This is a genomic window from Pseudomonas sp. JQ170C (assembly GCF_035581345.1).
Taxonomy (GTDB): domain Bacteria; phylum Pseudomonadota; class Gammaproteobacteria; order Pseudomonadales; family Pseudomonadaceae; genus Aquipseudomonas.
Genome location: NZ_CP141608.1, coordinates 2,344,531 through 2,359,325, shown reverse-complemented (window position 1 = coordinate 2,359,325; position 14,795 = coordinate 2,344,531). Strand labels below are relative to the sequence as shown.

Here is a 14,795-nt window from a genome sequence, read left to right as displayed (position 1 = left end):
GGACAACAATAAAATGACCGCATTCAAGCCCATCGAAACCTACGCCGACGCCGGCAGCGACCACACCTACAGCAACAGCCGCGAGGCGATCCTGCGCCTGCCCTTCCCCTACCCGGAAGACCAGTACATGTACTCGATGAACGTCGAGCCCCATGTACCGTTCGGCCTGGGCGCGCTGCGGGCGCAGTTCGACATCGACGAGCACTACATCTCCGAGTGCCACCACCGCGCCCAGACCCTCGACAGTGCGCCGGGCGTTCACTACGCCGCGCTGCCGCACATGATGGAAGCCCAGTGGGACCTGCTCGAACTGCTGATGGAGTCGTACTCGCGCGATTTTCCCGAGCACTTCACCCTGGAGAAGAACGGCAGCCAGTGGCACTGGATCAACCGCCCGCTGCAGATCGACGACACCTTCACCTTCGGCGATCCCTCCACCTTGCCGATGGACCCGATGGAGTACATCACCCGCCAGGCCCAGGGCGAGTTCATCCTCCTCGAAGAGCGCGACGAAACCCTGGTGATGGGTGCCGGCATGGCCACCCAGCGCGCGGACTACTCGCTGCGTTTCAACCTGGGCATGAGCTTCATGGAGTTCCACGGCCCGGTACCGAAACTGCATGAAATGGGCATCCTGCAACGGGCGCTGAAATTCCTGCTGCGCCTGCGTCCTGGCCATCCGGTGCGCCGCACCAACTGGTCGATCACCGTCAACCCACGCCTTGAGACATCGGCCGAGACCCTGCCGGACTGGGCACCGGAGCGCACCATCGTCACCCCGGAAAACGCCGGTGACCTGGTCAACCTGCGCATCGAGCTGCAGCCGCTGCACCGCCTGCCACGCAGCAACGCCGTGCTGTTCCCGGTGCGCACCTACCTGGTCAGCCTCAAGCAACTGGCCGAGTTCGCCCCGCAGTGGGCCAAGCGCATGCACCGGGTCATCCGCGACCTGGACCAGGAGCTGGTCGACTACAAGGGCTTTACCCGCTACCGCGATGCCATGGTCAGCTGGCTGTCGCAGTACGACGACGGCACCCCGGTCGATGAAAGCCAGCAGTAACACAACACCCTGCGAGCGCGCCCTGGGGGCGCGCTTCTAACCACGACGTGCCTAGCCACTCACGGATCACCTCATGAAAACAACAATACGAAACTTCCTGCCTGAGAGCTGGAGTCTGGTGTTCTCCGCCGCCGGTTCCGCCTACGGAGTCGGCTTGCTCGGCCTGTGGGCCTTGCCTTTTCTGATCAGCGCCATCATCCACGACCTGCAACTCAATGAAGCCCAGGCCGGGCTGCTGATGTCGGCCGAATTCGGCTTCACCATGCTGGCCTCGTTGCTGATCGCGCCGTTCATGGGCCGCGCGCCCCGGCGTACCCTGGCACTGGCCGGTACCGTGCTGGCCATTGCCGCCAACATCGCCAGCGCCAACATCGAACATATCTACACCCTGGCCGCCGTGCGCTGCCTGGCGGGCCTGGGCGCCGGCCTGGCCCTGGCCTGCGGCAACGCCGCGGTGTCCAGCGCCAAGCACCCGGACCGCATTGCCGGGCACATGAACGTGCTGTCGGTGCTGCTGATGATCGTGGTGATGCTCGGCTACGCCAAGGTCATGGCGCTGTACGGCTTGTCGGGCCTGTATTACGCGATGGCCGCGACCATGGCGGTGATGCTGCTGGCTATCCCGGCGATGGCCCAACGCGCACCCGTTGCCGAACCCTGCCCGATGGCCCACGCTGCCGGTAAAGGCTCGGGCAACATCCTGCTGAGCCTGCCGGCGATCTGCATGATGCTGGCGATGTTCGTGTTCCAGGCCCGCGACACCATGGGCTGGGCGTTCGTCGAACGCATCGGCACCATGGTCGGCTACAGCGGCGACGAACTGGGCATGCTGCTGTCCTTCCAGTCGTTCGTCGGCCTGATCGGACCGCTGATCGCGGCCATGATCGGCAAGCGCTTCGGCATGAGCACCCCGGTGATCCTGGCGATCCTGCTGACTGGCGGCACCAGCCTGGCCTATGTGCTGGGCGAGCACTCCAAGACCTTGTACACCGCCGGTGTAATGACCATCTGCATTACCTACTTCTATGCCCTGAGCTACCTGACCGGCCTGGCTGCAGCCCTGGACCGCGAGGGTCGGGTCGTCGCTGCGGCCAGCAGCTTCCTGAGCCTGGGCCTGGCCGTGGGCCCAGCCATCTCTGGCGGGCTGATCTCGCTGGGTGGCTTCACCCTGGCGGCGTGGGGCATTGCCGTGACCGTGATCCTGACCCTGCTGCTGGTGATCGTCCCACTGGGTTGCATTCGCCGGGAGTCGGTCACCCTGGCCCCCGCGGTAGCGCTCTAAAGGCTTTGCGCAGCAAGGGTGGGAGCCGGCCGTGCCGGCTCCCACACAGGTTTCGGATCGCCCTGCTAGCGCCGGCTGATCACCACTTCCAGGTATTCGCTGGGCACCACCAGTGACGAAGCGCCTGCCACGTTGTGATCGTTCAGCAATTGGGTCAGGTCGGTTTCCAGGGCACTGGCGTTGGCCGCGTCCAATGACGCAAAGGCTTTATGCACCGGGCCATACCAGGTCCTGAACACCTCGATGAAATGGGCCGCCGAGCGATAGCGAAAGTTGAATTGCTGGCGGCTCACCGTGATCTTGCCGAGGGTATCGGCGAACAGGCTGCGCAGCTGTTCCTCGTCACCCCAGCGCGACGGAGGTTGCGCACCGGCGGGGGGCGGCACATGACGCCCGAGGGTCTTGAACATCTGCCCGACAAAGCCTTGTGGCGTCCAGTTGGCCAGGCCAATCCGGCCGCCCGAGCGACAGACACGGCCAAGCTCTTTCGCCGCTTGCGCCTGGTCCGGGGCGAACATCACCCCAAAAGTGGACACCACCGCATCGAACGCACCATCGCCAAACGGCAAGGCTTCGACATCGGCCACCTGGAACTCGACACTCAGGTGTTCTGCCCGCGCGCGCTCTTCACCTCGTTTCAACAACTCGGGCACGTAGTCCGTCGATAAAACCCGACAGCCGCGGCGCGCCGCCGCCAGCGTGGCATTGCCGTTGCCGGCCGCGACATCCAGCACCTGTTCATCCCAGCGCAAATCGCAGGCTTCGGCCAGGCGTTCGCCAACCAGCTGCAGGGTTGTGCCGATCACGGCGTAGTCCCCGCTGGCCCAGGCAGCCTGCTGACGTGTTTTCAACGCATTCAAATCCAGGGGTGTGCTCATGACGTGCACCTTGGTCATCGGCGCGCGCCTCACCCTGAGTCGATCAACGCGCCATGTGTTGTTATTGGGGTTATCAAGCCGAGGCGGTGGCGTGGGCCAACGCCACCGACCAGCTAAACGCTAACCCCGCAAACCGGCAAGCATTGGCGCCTGCCGCACAAGACCACTTGGATACATCCCTATAACCTGAGCGAATATACCCCTCCACTCCCCGCCCGTTACGACGCCACGCCCAGCACAATATGCGAAGCCTTGATGACCGCCGTCGCCTTGACGCCCGGCGCCAGGCCCAGCTCTGCGACCGCATCGCGTGTGACGGTGGCATGCACCTTGGTGCCACCCGCCAGCGCGAGCACCACTTCAGCATTGATTGCCCCATCGTTGACATTCACCACCGTGCCTTCCAGGCAATTGCGTGCCGAGAGACGGATGCCACTGGCTTCGGTCATCAGGATTACCCAAGGCGCCTTGATCAAGGCAATCGCCTCTTTACCCACGGCAATGCCCAGGTTCTTGACGCTCTCCATGGTCACCACGGCGACGAGCTGCTCACCCCCCGGCAAGGTCAGGCCGATTTCCGCGTTTACAGCGCCCGGCTGCACGTTGTTGACGGTTCCCTTGAATACATTGCGTGCGCTGACTTTCATCTTCGATCCCTTTTCTTGACTTTTGGGTTAGGTTTTCGCGCACATAGTCGCTCGCGGCGAAGTATAGATTCAACTACAGCGCCTCCCCTTCCCTTGTTCAGTCGAACGTTCCAGTACGCACCTCGCCACTGCGCACGTAATGGGTGATCAGCGCTCCGCCTGGCGTGCAGATCGAGTCTGCCAGGGTAAAGGCTGTCGGTTGGGCGTGGTCATCGAACAAGCGCTTGCCGTGCCCCAGCACGATGGGAAAGATCATCAGGCGCAGCTCATCCACCAGCCCGGCCGCCAGCAGCTGGCGTACCAGGTCGCCGCTGCCCTGGGTCAACAAGTCGTCGCCCGGCTGTTGCTTGAGCGCAGTGATCGCCTCGGCCAGGTTGCCCTGCAGTCCATGGCTGTTGTGCCACTCCAGCGTATCGGCATGATGGGTGGCGACGTGCTTGGGTACGCGGTTGAACAACGTGGCGATGAACTGATTCTCGGGCGCGGTCTGGTGCGGCCAGTACCCCGCGAAAATGTCGTAGGTGCGCCGCCCCAGCAGCAACTCGAAAGGCTGCGAGAACAGTGCGTCGATGGCCTGGCCAAACACAGCATCTGCATAAGGCACGATCCAGCCGCCAAAACGGAATCCGCCGCTGGTGTCTTCTTCAGGCCCACCCGGGCCCTGGATGACACTGTCGAGGCTGGTGAACGCGGCAACGGTGAGCTTGCGCATGGTGTTCTCCTCATTCGTACGGGTGCAGATGCACGTAAAGGTAGTCGAACACGCCGCGGCAAAATCGACAGCGCAGCCGGCGCCACCTGTTACCCTGCGCCTTCAGTTAATGCGCCGAGCCATCTACCGAGGTCTTGCATGCCATTGTCCACCCACACTGAAACCCTTTGGATCGACACGCCGCACGGACGGCTGTTTGTCAATCGCTGGTTCCCCGCCCCCGACCTGGGCGACGGCCAGAAGCCGCCGATCATCCTCTTCCATGACTCGTTGGGCTGCGTGGCCCTGTGGCGGGATTTTCCCCAGCAGCTGTGCCAGGCCACCGGCCGCGAGGTGATCGCCTATGACCGCCTCGGCTTCGGCCAATCCGATGTGCATCCGGGGCCACTGCCACTGACCTTCATACGCGATGAGGCCGAAGGCTCCTTTGCTTGCCTGAAAGCGGCCCTGCAGCTCGAACGCTTCGTTGCCCTGGGCCATAGCGTCGGCGGCGCCATGGCAGCCGCCTGTGCTTCACGCTATCCCCAGCAGTGCACGACATTGATCACCCTTGCGGCCCAGGCCTTTGTCGAAGACCGCACGTTGCAAGGCATCCGCGAGGCCCAGGTGCAGTTCGCCCAACCTGGGCAGATGTCGCGCCTGGAGCGATACCATGGCGCCAAGGCGCCCTGGGTATTGAACGCCTGGACCCAGACCTGGCTGGGCGAAAACTACCGTCACTGGACCATCGAACACTCGGTCGATGCCATTCATTGCCCCCTGCTGGTCCTCCATGGCGAGCACGACGAATACGGCTCAGTGGCGCACCCGCAGCAATTGGCCATGCTGTCGAGTGCGCCGAGTGAATGCCTGATCCTGGACGATTGCCATCACGTGCCTCACCGGGAAGTACCTGATGTCGTGCTCACGGCCGTGGGACGCTTCCTCGATGCCCATCCCGGACTTCAGGCAGGCACGTAAGGCGAGTAATCCACATACCCCTTGCCCGTACCGCCGTAGTAGCTGTCGCGCTCCGGGGCGGTCAAGGGCCAGCCGTTTTTCAGGCGGGCGACCAGGTCAGGGTTGGCAATGAACGGCTGGCCAAAGCCGGCCAGGTCGATCAGCCCGGCGTCTACCAGGTCCTGGGCACGCTCCAGGGTCATGTCGCCGGCCAGGATCAACGCCGTGTCGCCCAACTGCGCCTTGCACTGTTCCAGCAAATTGCGCAGGGCCTGATCCTTGGCGGTGGCGCTCTCACTGGCAAGGAAGAAGTGGGTCTGGTCCATGACGTGCACGTAGGCGATGCCACGGGCGCCCATGCCCGCACACAGTGCCGCATACGTTTCATCGATCTCAGGGTAGAGCGGCATGTCGAACAACTGCCCGTAAGGCGAGATGCGAATCCCCACTCGATGGGCGCCAATCTTGGCAATGACCGCATCAACCACTTCAAAGACAAAGCGCAGGCGACCTTCCAGCGTATCGGCGCCATAGCGATCAGTGCGGTCATTGACCAGGGGGTTGAGGAACTGCTCGACGAGGTAGCCGTTGGCGCCATGGATTTCAACGCCATCGAAACCGGCTTCAATGGCGTTGTGCGCGGCCTGGGCAAAGTCTTCGACCACCCGGGCGACTTCCTCGGTGGTCAACGGGCGTGGCGTCGAAGTGGCGACAAAGCCCGGCTCACCCTCGGGGGTATAGCCGAAGGCGACTGCCCCCTGGGCAACCTTGCTGGTGGCACTGACGGGAGCCTTGCCGTCGAGCTGGATCGAGGTGTGAGACACGCGCCCCACATGCCAGAGCTGGGCAAACATCTTGCCGCCAACGCTGTGAACGGAGTCAGTGACCAGCTTCCAGCCCTGAATCTGCTCAGGGGTGTAGATCCCCGGGTTGAACAGATAGCCCTGGCCTTCACGGGAGATCGGCGTGCCTTCCGAAACGATCAGGCCGGCCGTGCCACGTTGGGTGTAATGCAGCGCCACCTGCTCGGTGGCGATGTCTTGCGGCGCCCGTGAACGGGTCATCGGGGCCATGACGAAACGGTTGTTCAGCGCCAATCCGGCAAGGTGGTAAGGAGCAAACAGGTCAATCATGAATCGGGCCTCTTGAATCGGCTTACGCCTGGGAAGTGATGAGGCCATGGTAGGATCTTGCCAAAACAGCCACAATCAAGCCTTAAAGCAAAACACTATTGCTATTACAGCAACCAGAGCCCCCTGCAATGCACCTCAAGGCCCACCGTTTCTTCGCCATGGTGGCGGTAACCGGCAGCTTTTCTGCCACCGCCCGCCACTTCCAGGTTCCCGCCTCTTCGGTGTCGCGTTTCATAGCCGCGCTGGAGCGTGAGGTGGGGCAACAGCTGCTGTACCGCAACACCCGGGCGGTAAAACTGACCGACGCCGGTGAGCGCTATTACGCACAGATCCGCGAAGTGCTGGAGCTGCTCGACACCGCCAATGAAGACATCAGCGGCAAGGCCGGCGACATTCGCGGCCTGGTACGCATCAATGCCCCGGTCGCGTTCGGTCACCTCCACATCGTCAAGCTGCTCGACGGCTTGTACCGGTTGTACCCTGAACTGACGGTCGAACTGACGGTGACCGATGCCTACATCGACCCCGTGCAGGAAGGCGCCGACCTTACCTTCCGCGTCGGTCACCTGCAGGATTCCGGGCTGATCGGGCGCAAGCTCTGCGACCAGCGGTTCGTCCTGTGCGCCAGCGCCGGCTACGTGGAACAGCACGGACGACCGGCAACGCCCCAGGACCTGCAACAGCATTGCTGCCTGGTCTACAAAGGCACCGGTGGCGCCCAGCGCTGGCACTTCCGCCGCCCGGGCAGCGAGGCCGTAACGATCATTGACGTACAAGGCCCGCTGCGCAGCAACAATGCCCAGGTGCTGGTGGAAGCGGCGCTGGCAGGCCGGGGGATCGTGTTCTTTCCGTCCTGGCTGTTCGACCACGAGCACTTCAGGAACAAGACCTTGATCCCGCTGTTGCCCGACTGGGACGGCTCGGTGGATGCAACGCCCAGCCAGATCCACCTGATCTCCCCGGAAAACCGCCTTCGCTCGCAAAAAGTGCGACGCGTGTGGGACTACTTTCTCGACGCCATTGGTTCGCCGCCGTATTGGGACGACTTGAGCTGAGGGCTTTTTGGGGGGTGGTCGCGGGGCAAGCCCGCTCCTACAACGCCGGTAGGAGCGGGCTTGCCCCGCGAGGGACCTGGAATCCTGCCGACAGCTCCATGCCTTCCGATGATCCCGCTTCGTCGTTGCACCGGGATGTGCATGACTTGAGGACCATCGCCGGGCAAGCCCGCGCCTACGGGGTTAGCCGCAGGCCCCCTCGTGTGGCACCAGCTGGATGTCCACACGCCGGTTGGCCGAACGGCCTTCGAGCGTCTCGTTACTGGCAATCGGTTGATTGGCTGCCCCACCCTGAACGGCAAAGCAATTGTCGGGAATGTCCCCCATGCGCTGCATCCAGTCACGCACGGCAGTGGCACGGGTATGGGAGAGCGCCAGGTTTTGCCCGGCGTTACCGGTGGTGTCGGTGTGCCCGGAGATAACGATCAACCAGCCGGGACGGGCCTTGATATCCACCAGCGCGTTGATCAGCACTTTGGTTGAGCCCGGCGTCAGCGCGGCACTGCCGGCCTCAAACAACTGCAGGCTGTCCAGTTGCACCGGCGCGGGCACAGGCGGAGGTTCAAAGGAGCGTGCGCGTTCCCACCACCAGGCTGCGCTGCTGGAAACCAGCAGTGCGCCCAATGCACACAGCCACAGGCCTGTTTTGCGTTTACGAGGCGTCAAGGGTGGCAAACGGGTCGGTGGCAATATCACCACAGGCCGCACCAATGTTGGCTCGGGCAAATTCGTCGCCACCGGCAGTGCTTCACCGATGGGGCTCATGCGCTGCACGCGCTGGATGAAGCTCGCCACCTGGTGGCGCAGCGCCTGCAAGGTGAGCAAGGGTGCCTGCACCTGGCCCTCAAGCGCAGCGTTCAGCCGCGCGAGCGCGGTATTGAGGGTAACGAGTGCCGGCAACACGGTTCTGGCCATGTCGATTTCACCCGGCGTCAACCCGCGCTTTTTGCCCTTGGGCAACTTCACGGTGAGTGAGGAGTGCCCCACCTCCTCTTCATTGGTGACGATGTCGCTGTCGGTAAGGTCGATGACCAGAGGTGACTGGGTGTTCTGCGCTGCGCAGCACATCAGTTCAGCCTGTTCAGGGGGAAAGAGGGTCAGCCGGGTGATCTGCACGGCCTCTTTAGTCACAATGCGTTCGGTCAGGCCCAATGCATCGGTTACGCCCTCGATGCTGCTGCCGTCCGCCAGGGTCGCCGAGTACTTCACATGGCTGGCAATTTCTCCACTGCGCCCCAGCAGGCGCAGTTGTTCGTCAAAGCCGGTGGCCTCGGGGAACGCGATGGTCATCGCGCCCGGCAGCAAGGTGTGAACACTCATGGTCTGGCCATGGCGGTCGGTTACGCCTTTGAATACGCCGCCTTCCTGAGTGGTGATCTGGTATCGGGCGAAGGGCTTGGACACCTGCCCCGAGTCGGCCAGGTCGTAGGTGCCGGCGTAGCCGCTGGGCAATGGTGTGGCAGGCATGTCGAGGCTGGCAGCGGCAAGCTTTTGCACGTTGGCGGTCTTCAGGTAGAGGTTGCCTGGGGCGCCCAGTTCGATCTCACCGTCTTTGAGGCGGATGTACGCCCCGCCACAGTTGAGCACCAGTTCCTGCGCAGCGCTGATTGTTATCCGCCCATCCACGCTCTCGATCTTGAGGTCGTTTTTTGCCAGGGCATGCAGTGCGCCTTTTTGCGCGTGCAGTTGGACGTTGCCTTTGGCCGCCTTCAGTTGCAGATCGGCCTGACTGGCGAGCAGGCTCACGGATTCTTCGGCAACGGCGGTGATGCTGCGCCCGGCGCTGATGTCGGTGTTGTGCGCGGCCAGAATGCCGACGCTTTCGGCGCCCGAAGACAAGCACAGCGCTTCCTGGCTGAGTACGCCGATGCCGCCGGGCGCATGCATCAGGACCCCGGGTTGTTCCAGGCCTTTCAAGGCATCGGTCAGGCGCTGGATGCTTTGCGCATCGCCAGGGGTAACTTGCGCGCTCTGTGCTGCCTGCTGCATCGAGCGGGCCAGGGACAGGGCGCTTTCCAGTTGCAAAATGGCAGCGGCCATGTCCAGTTGCGTGTCGTTGGCTTTGGGCTGTTGGTCAGCACTGATGAACACCCCCTTCCCCGCACGAATCGCCCCCCAATCATCCGTGCGCAGCTCAAACCCTTCCCCGCGCTTTCGCTTCTCGGCATCCACCAGATGCCCCAGGTTCACCTGGCTCTTGCCGCCGTACTCGGTGCTGAGCTTGATGTGTTCCTGCCCCCGCGTGTCCTCCATGCGCAATTTGTTGTTGGCCGGGGTGCGCAGGACGTTGCGCTTGTAGTTGCGCAAGGTGACGGGGTCGGGGTGGCGGTTGTCGTGCAGGGCGTGGGCGATGAAGGGGCGGTCCGGGTCGCCGTGCTCGAAGGCCACCGCCACTTCGGTGCCGGGCAGCAACGGCAGGTGCAGGCCGTAGGTGTCACCGGCGTAAGGCCGCGCCAGGCGCAGCCAGACGCTTTCCTGGCCGGCGTTCCAGCTGTCGCGGTCGAAGAGGAAGTTGACCCGGTAGCGGCCTTCGATATCGACGTGACCGTAGGGGTGGTTGGGGTGGGTGCTGGTGACCCGCGCCGGTACGGTGCCGGCCATCTGCGGCTTGGGCTGCAGTTCGGGGCGAAAGCACACGGTTTCGACGTAGGGAAGCGCCTCGAAGTGGGCCTCGAAGCTGCTGTCACGGGCGGCGCGGGTGCGCAGGCCGGTGAGTACCGCGCCCGGTGCGAAGGCCTGGGGGGCGCCGTTGGCGATTTTCAGCCATTGCCCCGGCGCCAGGGCGGCGCTGCTGCTGATGCCGCGCAGGCGGGTCTGGCCATTGAGGTAGCGCTCGTGGCGCAGGCGCGCGTAGAAATAGCCGCTTTCGCTGAGCAGGTCTTCGTCCTGGTCGATCGGATCACCGCGCTCGGTGTAGGGCTCGGCGTAGTGGTAGGCCTCGCCGTAGGTGGTCCTGGCGCCACGGGTCTGGTCGACTTCGCCGTGGAGCGCGGCGGTGATGTCGCGGTGGTGGTAGGCGCGGATGTTGATGTGTTTTTCCACCACCTTGTGCTCGGTCTGCAGGCCCCACACGCAGTCTTGGTCGTTGCTGTTCAGACCCGACTGCGGCCGGCATGGCAGCGCGTCGACGCGCTGGTAGTGGCGCTGGTCGTCGTGAAACTCGACGACGTCGATGCGCAGGCGTTCGTCGATGGTGAAGCGAAACCAGATGCCCACTTCGGCCAGCAGGCGGGTGATGAAGGCCAGGTCGCTTTCGCCGTACTGCATCACCTGGTGACGCACGGGGTACTCGCGCACCAGGGTGAAGATGAAGTCCTGGCCGAGGAAGTCGTGGCGACTGCGCAAGATGTGCTCGACGATCTGCGGCACCGATTTGTACTGGTAGATGCGGTACTGCTTGCCGCGGTCGAGCAGGGCCAGGCGCGGTTGCAGGGTGAGCTGGTAGCGGGCTTCGTCCCGTGAGGCAGACAGGCGCTGGAAGGCGCTGACGACCCCGTACAGGGTGCGCAGCGGCTTGACCTCGGGCACGGGCAGGCCGAGGAACGGCGCTTTTTCGGGGGCAGCGTGCAGGCTGAAAGTCGCGTCCTGGTTGAGCAGTTGCTCGGCACTGAGGTCCTGCTCGGCGCAGGTGAACTCGATGTGGTAGCTGAACGGTTTGCTCAGGTGTTCTTCACCGGTGAAGGCCAGTACGTCCAGCGTTGCGCTGACATTGCGGACCTGCAGTTTGTGCCGGCTGTGGTCGAAGAAGCTCGGGAGGGCCATGGTCATGCCTGGGCCTCGCTATCAGAGGACGCGGCAACCTGCTGCGCATCGCTGAACTGCAAGGTGATGCCCTCTTCTTCGCTGTAACCCAGGGTCACGCCGCTGATGCGCTGCCCGGCCGCCTGACGCTGCAGCAGTTGCTGGCTGAGTACCGGCAGTATTTGTTGGTTGAGCAGGCTGTCGATGTTGCGCGCTCCGGTGTCGGGCAACAGGCAGGCGGCAACCAGGGCATCACTCAAGTGCTCGTCATGCTGGCAATCGAGGCCGTAATGGTGCTGCAGGCGGCGGGCGACTTTGGCCAGTTTGAGGATGACGATGCGCTTGAGTGCGTCGGCATCCAGCGGGCGGTAGATCAGGGTCTGGAACCTTGCCAGCAACGCCGGCTGGAAATGCTCGCGCAGGATTGGCCGCAGCAGTTCGTGCAAGGTGCTCTCCGGCGCATCGGGTTGCGCCTGCAGGCAAGCCTGCAGTTCATCACTGCCCAGGTTGGAGGTCATCAGGATGACGGTGTTGCGAAAGTCGATTTCGCGCCCTTCGCCGTCACGCATGAAGCCGCGATCGAAAACCTGATAGAACAGGTTGAGTACGTCGCGGTGGGCCTTTTCCACTTCGTCGAGCAGCACTACGCTGTAGGGACGCTGGCGCACCGCTTCGGTGAGCACCCCGCCCTGGCCGTAGCCTACGTAACCCGGCGGAGAGCCTTTGAGCTGGCTGACGGTGTGGGCTTCCTGGTACTCGGAGAGGTTGAGGGTGATCAGCGACCGTTCACCGCCGAACAGACAATCTGCCAGCGCCAGGGCGGTTTCGGTCTTGCCGACACCGCTGGTGCCCACCAGCAGGAACACACCCTGGGGCGCCGACTCTTCGGTAAGACCGGTGCGCGCCGCCCGCAGCCGCTGGGCCAGCGCGCCCAAAGCAGGCGCCTGCCCTATCACCCGCTCGGCCAGTTGCTGCTCCAGGGTCAACAGACCGGCCTGTTCATCCTTGAGCAGGCTGCCCAGTGGGACGCCTGTCCAGTCGGCGATGACTTCGGCCACGCTGCGGGCAGTGACATCCAGCGATAGCAACGGGCGGTTGCCCTGCACGTGGTCCAGCCGCTGTTGCAGGTCCTGACAGGCTTGCGGCTGCGGACTCTCGGCCTGACGGGCGTCAAGCAACTGTTGGGTAAGCTCGAGCTCGTGGTGGTATTGGCGCTCCAGTTCGATGCGTTGGTGATCGAGCGACGCGTGTTGCGCCGCTATGTTTGCCAAGCGCTCGTCACTGCCAAGGCCGCTCAGGCGCTGGTCATCCTCAAGCGCCTGGCACTCCAGCGCCAGGGCAGCCTGCCGGGACTTGACCCGCACCAGCGCCTGGGGCTCGCAGTCCAGGCTCATGCGCACCCGGGCGCTGGCGGTATCGAGCAGGTCGACGGCCTTGTCCGGCAACTGGCGCCCGGTCAGGTAACGTCGCGACAGGATGACCGCGGCCTGCACTGCGGCATCCTGGATATGCACGCCGTGATGGCTGGCGTAACGCGCTTTGAGGCCACGCAACATGAGGCTGGCATTGGCGTCATCGGGCTCGTCGACCTTGACCACTTGAAAGCGCCGTTCCAGCGCAGCGTCGCGCTCGAAGTATTGTTTGTATTCACTCCAGGTGGTGGCGGCGATGGTGCGCAACTCACCCCGGGCCAGGGCTGGCTTGAGCAGGTTGGCGGCATCGCCGCCGCCTGCATGGTTGCCGGCTCCGATCAGAGTGTGAGCTTCGTCGATGAACAGCAGCACCGGGTTGGCCGATTGCTGCACGGCATCGATGATATTTTTCAGACGTTGCTCGAACTCGCCCTTGACGCCAGCCCCGGCTTGCAACAGCCCAAGGTCAAGTGTGCGCACACTGACCGCCTTGAGGCTGTCCGGCACGGTGCCTTGGGCAATACGCAGCGCCAGGCCTTCGACCAGCGCGGTTTTGCCGACCCCGGGGTCGCCGACCAGAATCGGGTTGTTCTTGCGTCGGCGACTCAGGATGTCGATGACCTGCCGGATTTCATCGTCCCGGCCAAACACTGGATCGATCTGCCCTGCCCCGGCCTTGGCGGTGATGTCCTGAGTGAATCTGTCCAGCACCTCATGCCGGGCATCGCTCACAGAATGACCGACTACGGTTGCCGATGCGTCCGTGATTGCGTCCGTACCGGCGAGGGCTTTTTGCGCCTGTATCTGGGGGCGCTCTTCGGAATGCTGGTCCAGTAGCGCAACGAGATTTTGCAACTGCACCGGGCTTATGCTCAGCAGCGGCCAAGCGGCTTCGCAGGCCAGCAAGCCGGGCGCCTCGATCAGCGCACTGAGCAGGTGGGCCGACCGCAGGGTGTCGCTGTTGTCTTCCAGCGATGCATTCAGCCAGGCGTTGCTGATCAATTGCTGCAACTTGCCGCACAACTGCGGCTTGCTCTGAACGCTGCGCGGCAGACGGTCCAGATGCTCGAGCAGACCGTGCCACAAGGTGTCCATGTCCCATTCGTAGCGCCGGGCGATCACGGTGAGGTCGCCCTCGCCCTGCTCTAACAACTTGAGCAGCCAGTGCTCGATGCTGATCTGGCCGTGGGCACGGCCTTGACACAACGAAGCCGCCGCACTCAGCGCCTGGGCGCAGTAAGGATTGAGGCGGCGTAGCAATCGGGTGGAGGAATGTGCCATGGGGTGCGTCCTTGTCCTGGATGTTCGGCAGGGAGCCGAAGCTGCTCGCGGTAGTCGTGAAGGTCGATGTATTGGGATGAGCGCCCGCGTACAGGCGCTCCCCCAGCAGACCAGGCACCCGCAGGCGAACATCGCCCGCGAGTGCAGCTGGGTCAGGCGCTTTCTCGCTCGTTCCAGGAGTCGGAGTGGACAATGTTGCCGTCCTTGAACGTCCAGGTGACCTTCTCGTAGCGCAACTCGACCAACTCCAGGTGGTTGAGCTTCTCGGTCACGGGGTCTTTGACGTTGTGCATTTTCGAGGCGACTTTCACCACTTTCACGTTCTCCAGCGTGGTGTTGTAGTACTCGACTTCCTGGCCTGCATCGTTGATGCGATACCACTTGAACTCAGCTTTCTTGAGGGTCTGCCCGGACTTGACTGCCCGGTAGAGATAGGGGCTGGAGGCATCGATTTCTTTGGTGAACAGAAACGGTTCATGTATCCGCGCACCGGTCAGCTTGCCGGTATTGTTATCGGTGGGGATGAACACGCCGTGGTCCTGGGCAATCACTTCGACGCTGCCCTCGCGCCCCTGCACATTCACCGAACCTTTGATATCCGCACCACCATCGTCTTTCAGCCACAGGTAAACCGGAATTGCCATGTGAAGCTCCT

The 14,795-nt window shown here is 63.4% G+C and carries 11 protein-coding genes; 4 read left to right on the top strand and 7 right to left on the bottom strand.

Going from position 1 to position 14,795, the window contains the following annotated elements:
* The first annotated feature begins 13 nt into the window (after positions 1-13).
* Both U9R80_RS11030 and U9R80_RS11025 read left to right on the top strand, forming a co-directional pair.
* Positions 14-1,060: a heme-dependent oxidative N-demethylase family protein gene (locus U9R80_RS11030; RefSeq protein ID WP_301839595.1), complete on the top strand. Its 1,047-nt coding sequence runs from the start codon at positions 14-16 to the stop codon at positions 1,058-1,060.
* Positions 1,061-1,133: 73 nt separating this feature from the next.
* On the top strand, positions 1,134-2,342 hold the full coding sequence (locus U9R80_RS11025) for an MFS transporter (protein WP_301839596.1): 1,209 nt from the start codon (positions 1,134-1,136) through the stop codon (positions 2,340-2,342).
* Between the two features lie 65 nt (positions 2,343-2,407).
* Here U9R80_RS11025 and U9R80_RS11020 read toward each other — a convergent pair whose 3' ends face one another.
* The 3 genes from U9R80_RS11020 to U9R80_RS11010 all read right to left on the bottom strand — a co-directional run bounded on the left by U9R80_RS11020 (position 2,408) and on the right by U9R80_RS11010 (position 4,579).
* Positions 2,408-3,220 carry a class I SAM-dependent methyltransferase gene (locus U9R80_RS11020; protein ID WP_301839597.1) on the bottom strand — a complete coding sequence of 271 codons (813 nt, stop codon included), beginning with the start codon at positions 3,218-3,220 and terminating at the stop codon, positions 2,408-2,410.
* A gap of 218 nt (positions 3,221-3,438) precedes the next feature.
* Positions 3,439-3,867, bottom strand: coding sequence for a TOBE domain-containing protein (locus U9R80_RS11015; RefSeq protein WP_301839598.1), 429 nt, complete (start codon positions 3,865-3,867; stop codon positions 3,439-3,441).
* Positions 3,868-3,964: 97 nt separating this feature from the next.
* Positions 3,965-4,579 (bottom strand): dihydrofolate reductase family protein, encoded by a 615-nt coding sequence (locus tag U9R80_RS11010; RefSeq protein WP_301839599.1) that lies wholly within the window; start codon positions 4,577-4,579, stop codon positions 3,965-3,967.
* A 138-nt stretch (positions 4,580-4,717) separates the two neighbouring features.
* Here U9R80_RS11010 and U9R80_RS11005 point away from each other — a divergent pair, with 138 nt between their 5' ends.
* On the top strand, positions 4,718-5,539 hold the full coding sequence (locus tag U9R80_RS11005) for an alpha/beta fold hydrolase (protein ID WP_301839600.1): 822 nt from the start codon (positions 4,718-4,720) through the stop codon (positions 5,537-5,539).
* Here U9R80_RS11005 and U9R80_RS11000 read toward each other — a convergent pair.
* Complete coding sequence (locus tag U9R80_RS11000; RefSeq protein ID WP_301839601.1) at positions 5,524-6,651, bottom strand: alkene reductase; 1,128 nt, start codon at positions 6,649-6,651, stop codon at positions 5,524-5,526. The genes U9R80_RS11005 and U9R80_RS11000 overlap by 16 nt on opposite strands.
* Before the next feature lie 128 nt (positions 6,652-6,779).
* On the opposite strand from U9R80_RS11000, the gene U9R80_RS10995 reads away from it, so the two are divergent.
* Entirely contained in the window at positions 6,780-7,706 is a 927-nt protein-coding gene (locus U9R80_RS10995) for a LysR family transcriptional regulator (protein ID WP_301839602.1), read from the top strand.
* A gap of 183 nt (positions 7,707-7,889) precedes the next feature.
* Here the strand turns inward: U9R80_RS10995 and vgrG are convergent, their stop codons facing one another.
* From vgrG to U9R80_RS10975, 3 genes are all read right to left on the bottom strand, one after another.
* Positions 7,890-11,474, bottom strand: coding sequence for a type VI secretion system tip protein VgrG (gene vgrG, locus U9R80_RS27310; RefSeq protein ID WP_442964950.1), 3,585 nt, complete (start codon positions 11,472-11,474; stop codon positions 7,890-7,892).
* Complete coding sequence (tssH, locus tag U9R80_RS10980) at positions 11,471-14,140, bottom strand: type VI secretion system ATPase TssH (protein WP_301839603.1); 2,670 nt, start codon at positions 14,138-14,140, stop codon at positions 11,471-11,473. The genes vgrG and tssH overlap by 4 nt, the downstream gene beginning before the upstream one ends.
* A 152-nt stretch (positions 14,141-14,292) precedes the next feature.
* Positions 14,293-14,784: an Hcp family type VI secretion system effector gene (locus U9R80_RS10975; protein ID WP_301839604.1), complete on the bottom strand. Its 492-nt coding sequence runs from the start codon at positions 14,782-14,784 to the stop codon at positions 14,293-14,295.
* Positions 14,785-14,795: the final 11 nt, after the last annotated feature.

Coding starts and splice junctions, on each gene's coding strand:
- U9R80_RS11015 (WP_301839598.1), bottom strand. CDS start 3,867: ATGAAAGTCAGCGCACGCAATGTATTCAAGGGAACCGTCAACAACGTG.
- U9R80_RS11010 (WP_301839599.1), bottom strand. CDS start 4,579: ATGCGCAAGCTCACCGTTGCCGCGTTCACCAGCCTCGACAGTGTCATC.
- U9R80_RS10995 (WP_301839602.1), top strand. CDS start 6,780: ATGCACCTCAAGGCCCACCGTTTCTTCGCCATGGTGGCGGTAACCGGC.
- U9R80_RS10975 (WP_301839604.1), bottom strand. CDS start 14,784: ATGGCAATTCCGGTTTACCTGTGGCTGAAAGACGATGGTGGTGCGGAT.
- U9R80_RS11025 (WP_301839596.1), top strand. CDS start 1,134: ATGAAAACAACAATACGAAACTTCCTGCCTGAGAGCTGGAGTCTGGTG.
- tssH (WP_301839603.1), bottom strand. CDS start 14,140: ATGGCACATTCCTCCACCCGATTGCTACGCCGCCTCAATCCTTACTGC.
- vgrG (WP_442964950.1), bottom strand. CDS start 11,474: ATGACCATGGCCCTCCCGAGCTTCTTCGACCACAGCCGGCACAAACTG.
- U9R80_RS11020 (WP_301839597.1), bottom strand. CDS start 3,220: ATGAGCACACCCCTGGATTTGAATGCGTTGAAAACACGTCAGCAGGCT.
- U9R80_RS11000 (WP_301839601.1), bottom strand. CDS start 6,651: ATGATTGACCTGTTTGCTCCTTACCACCTTGCCGGATTGGCGCTGAAC.
- U9R80_RS11030 (WP_301839595.1), top strand. CDS start 14: ATGACCGCATTCAAGCCCATCGAAACCTACGCCGACGCCGGCAGCGAC.
- U9R80_RS11005 (WP_301839600.1), top strand. CDS start 4,718: ATGCCATTGTCCACCCACACTGAAACCCTTTGGATCGACACGCCGCAC.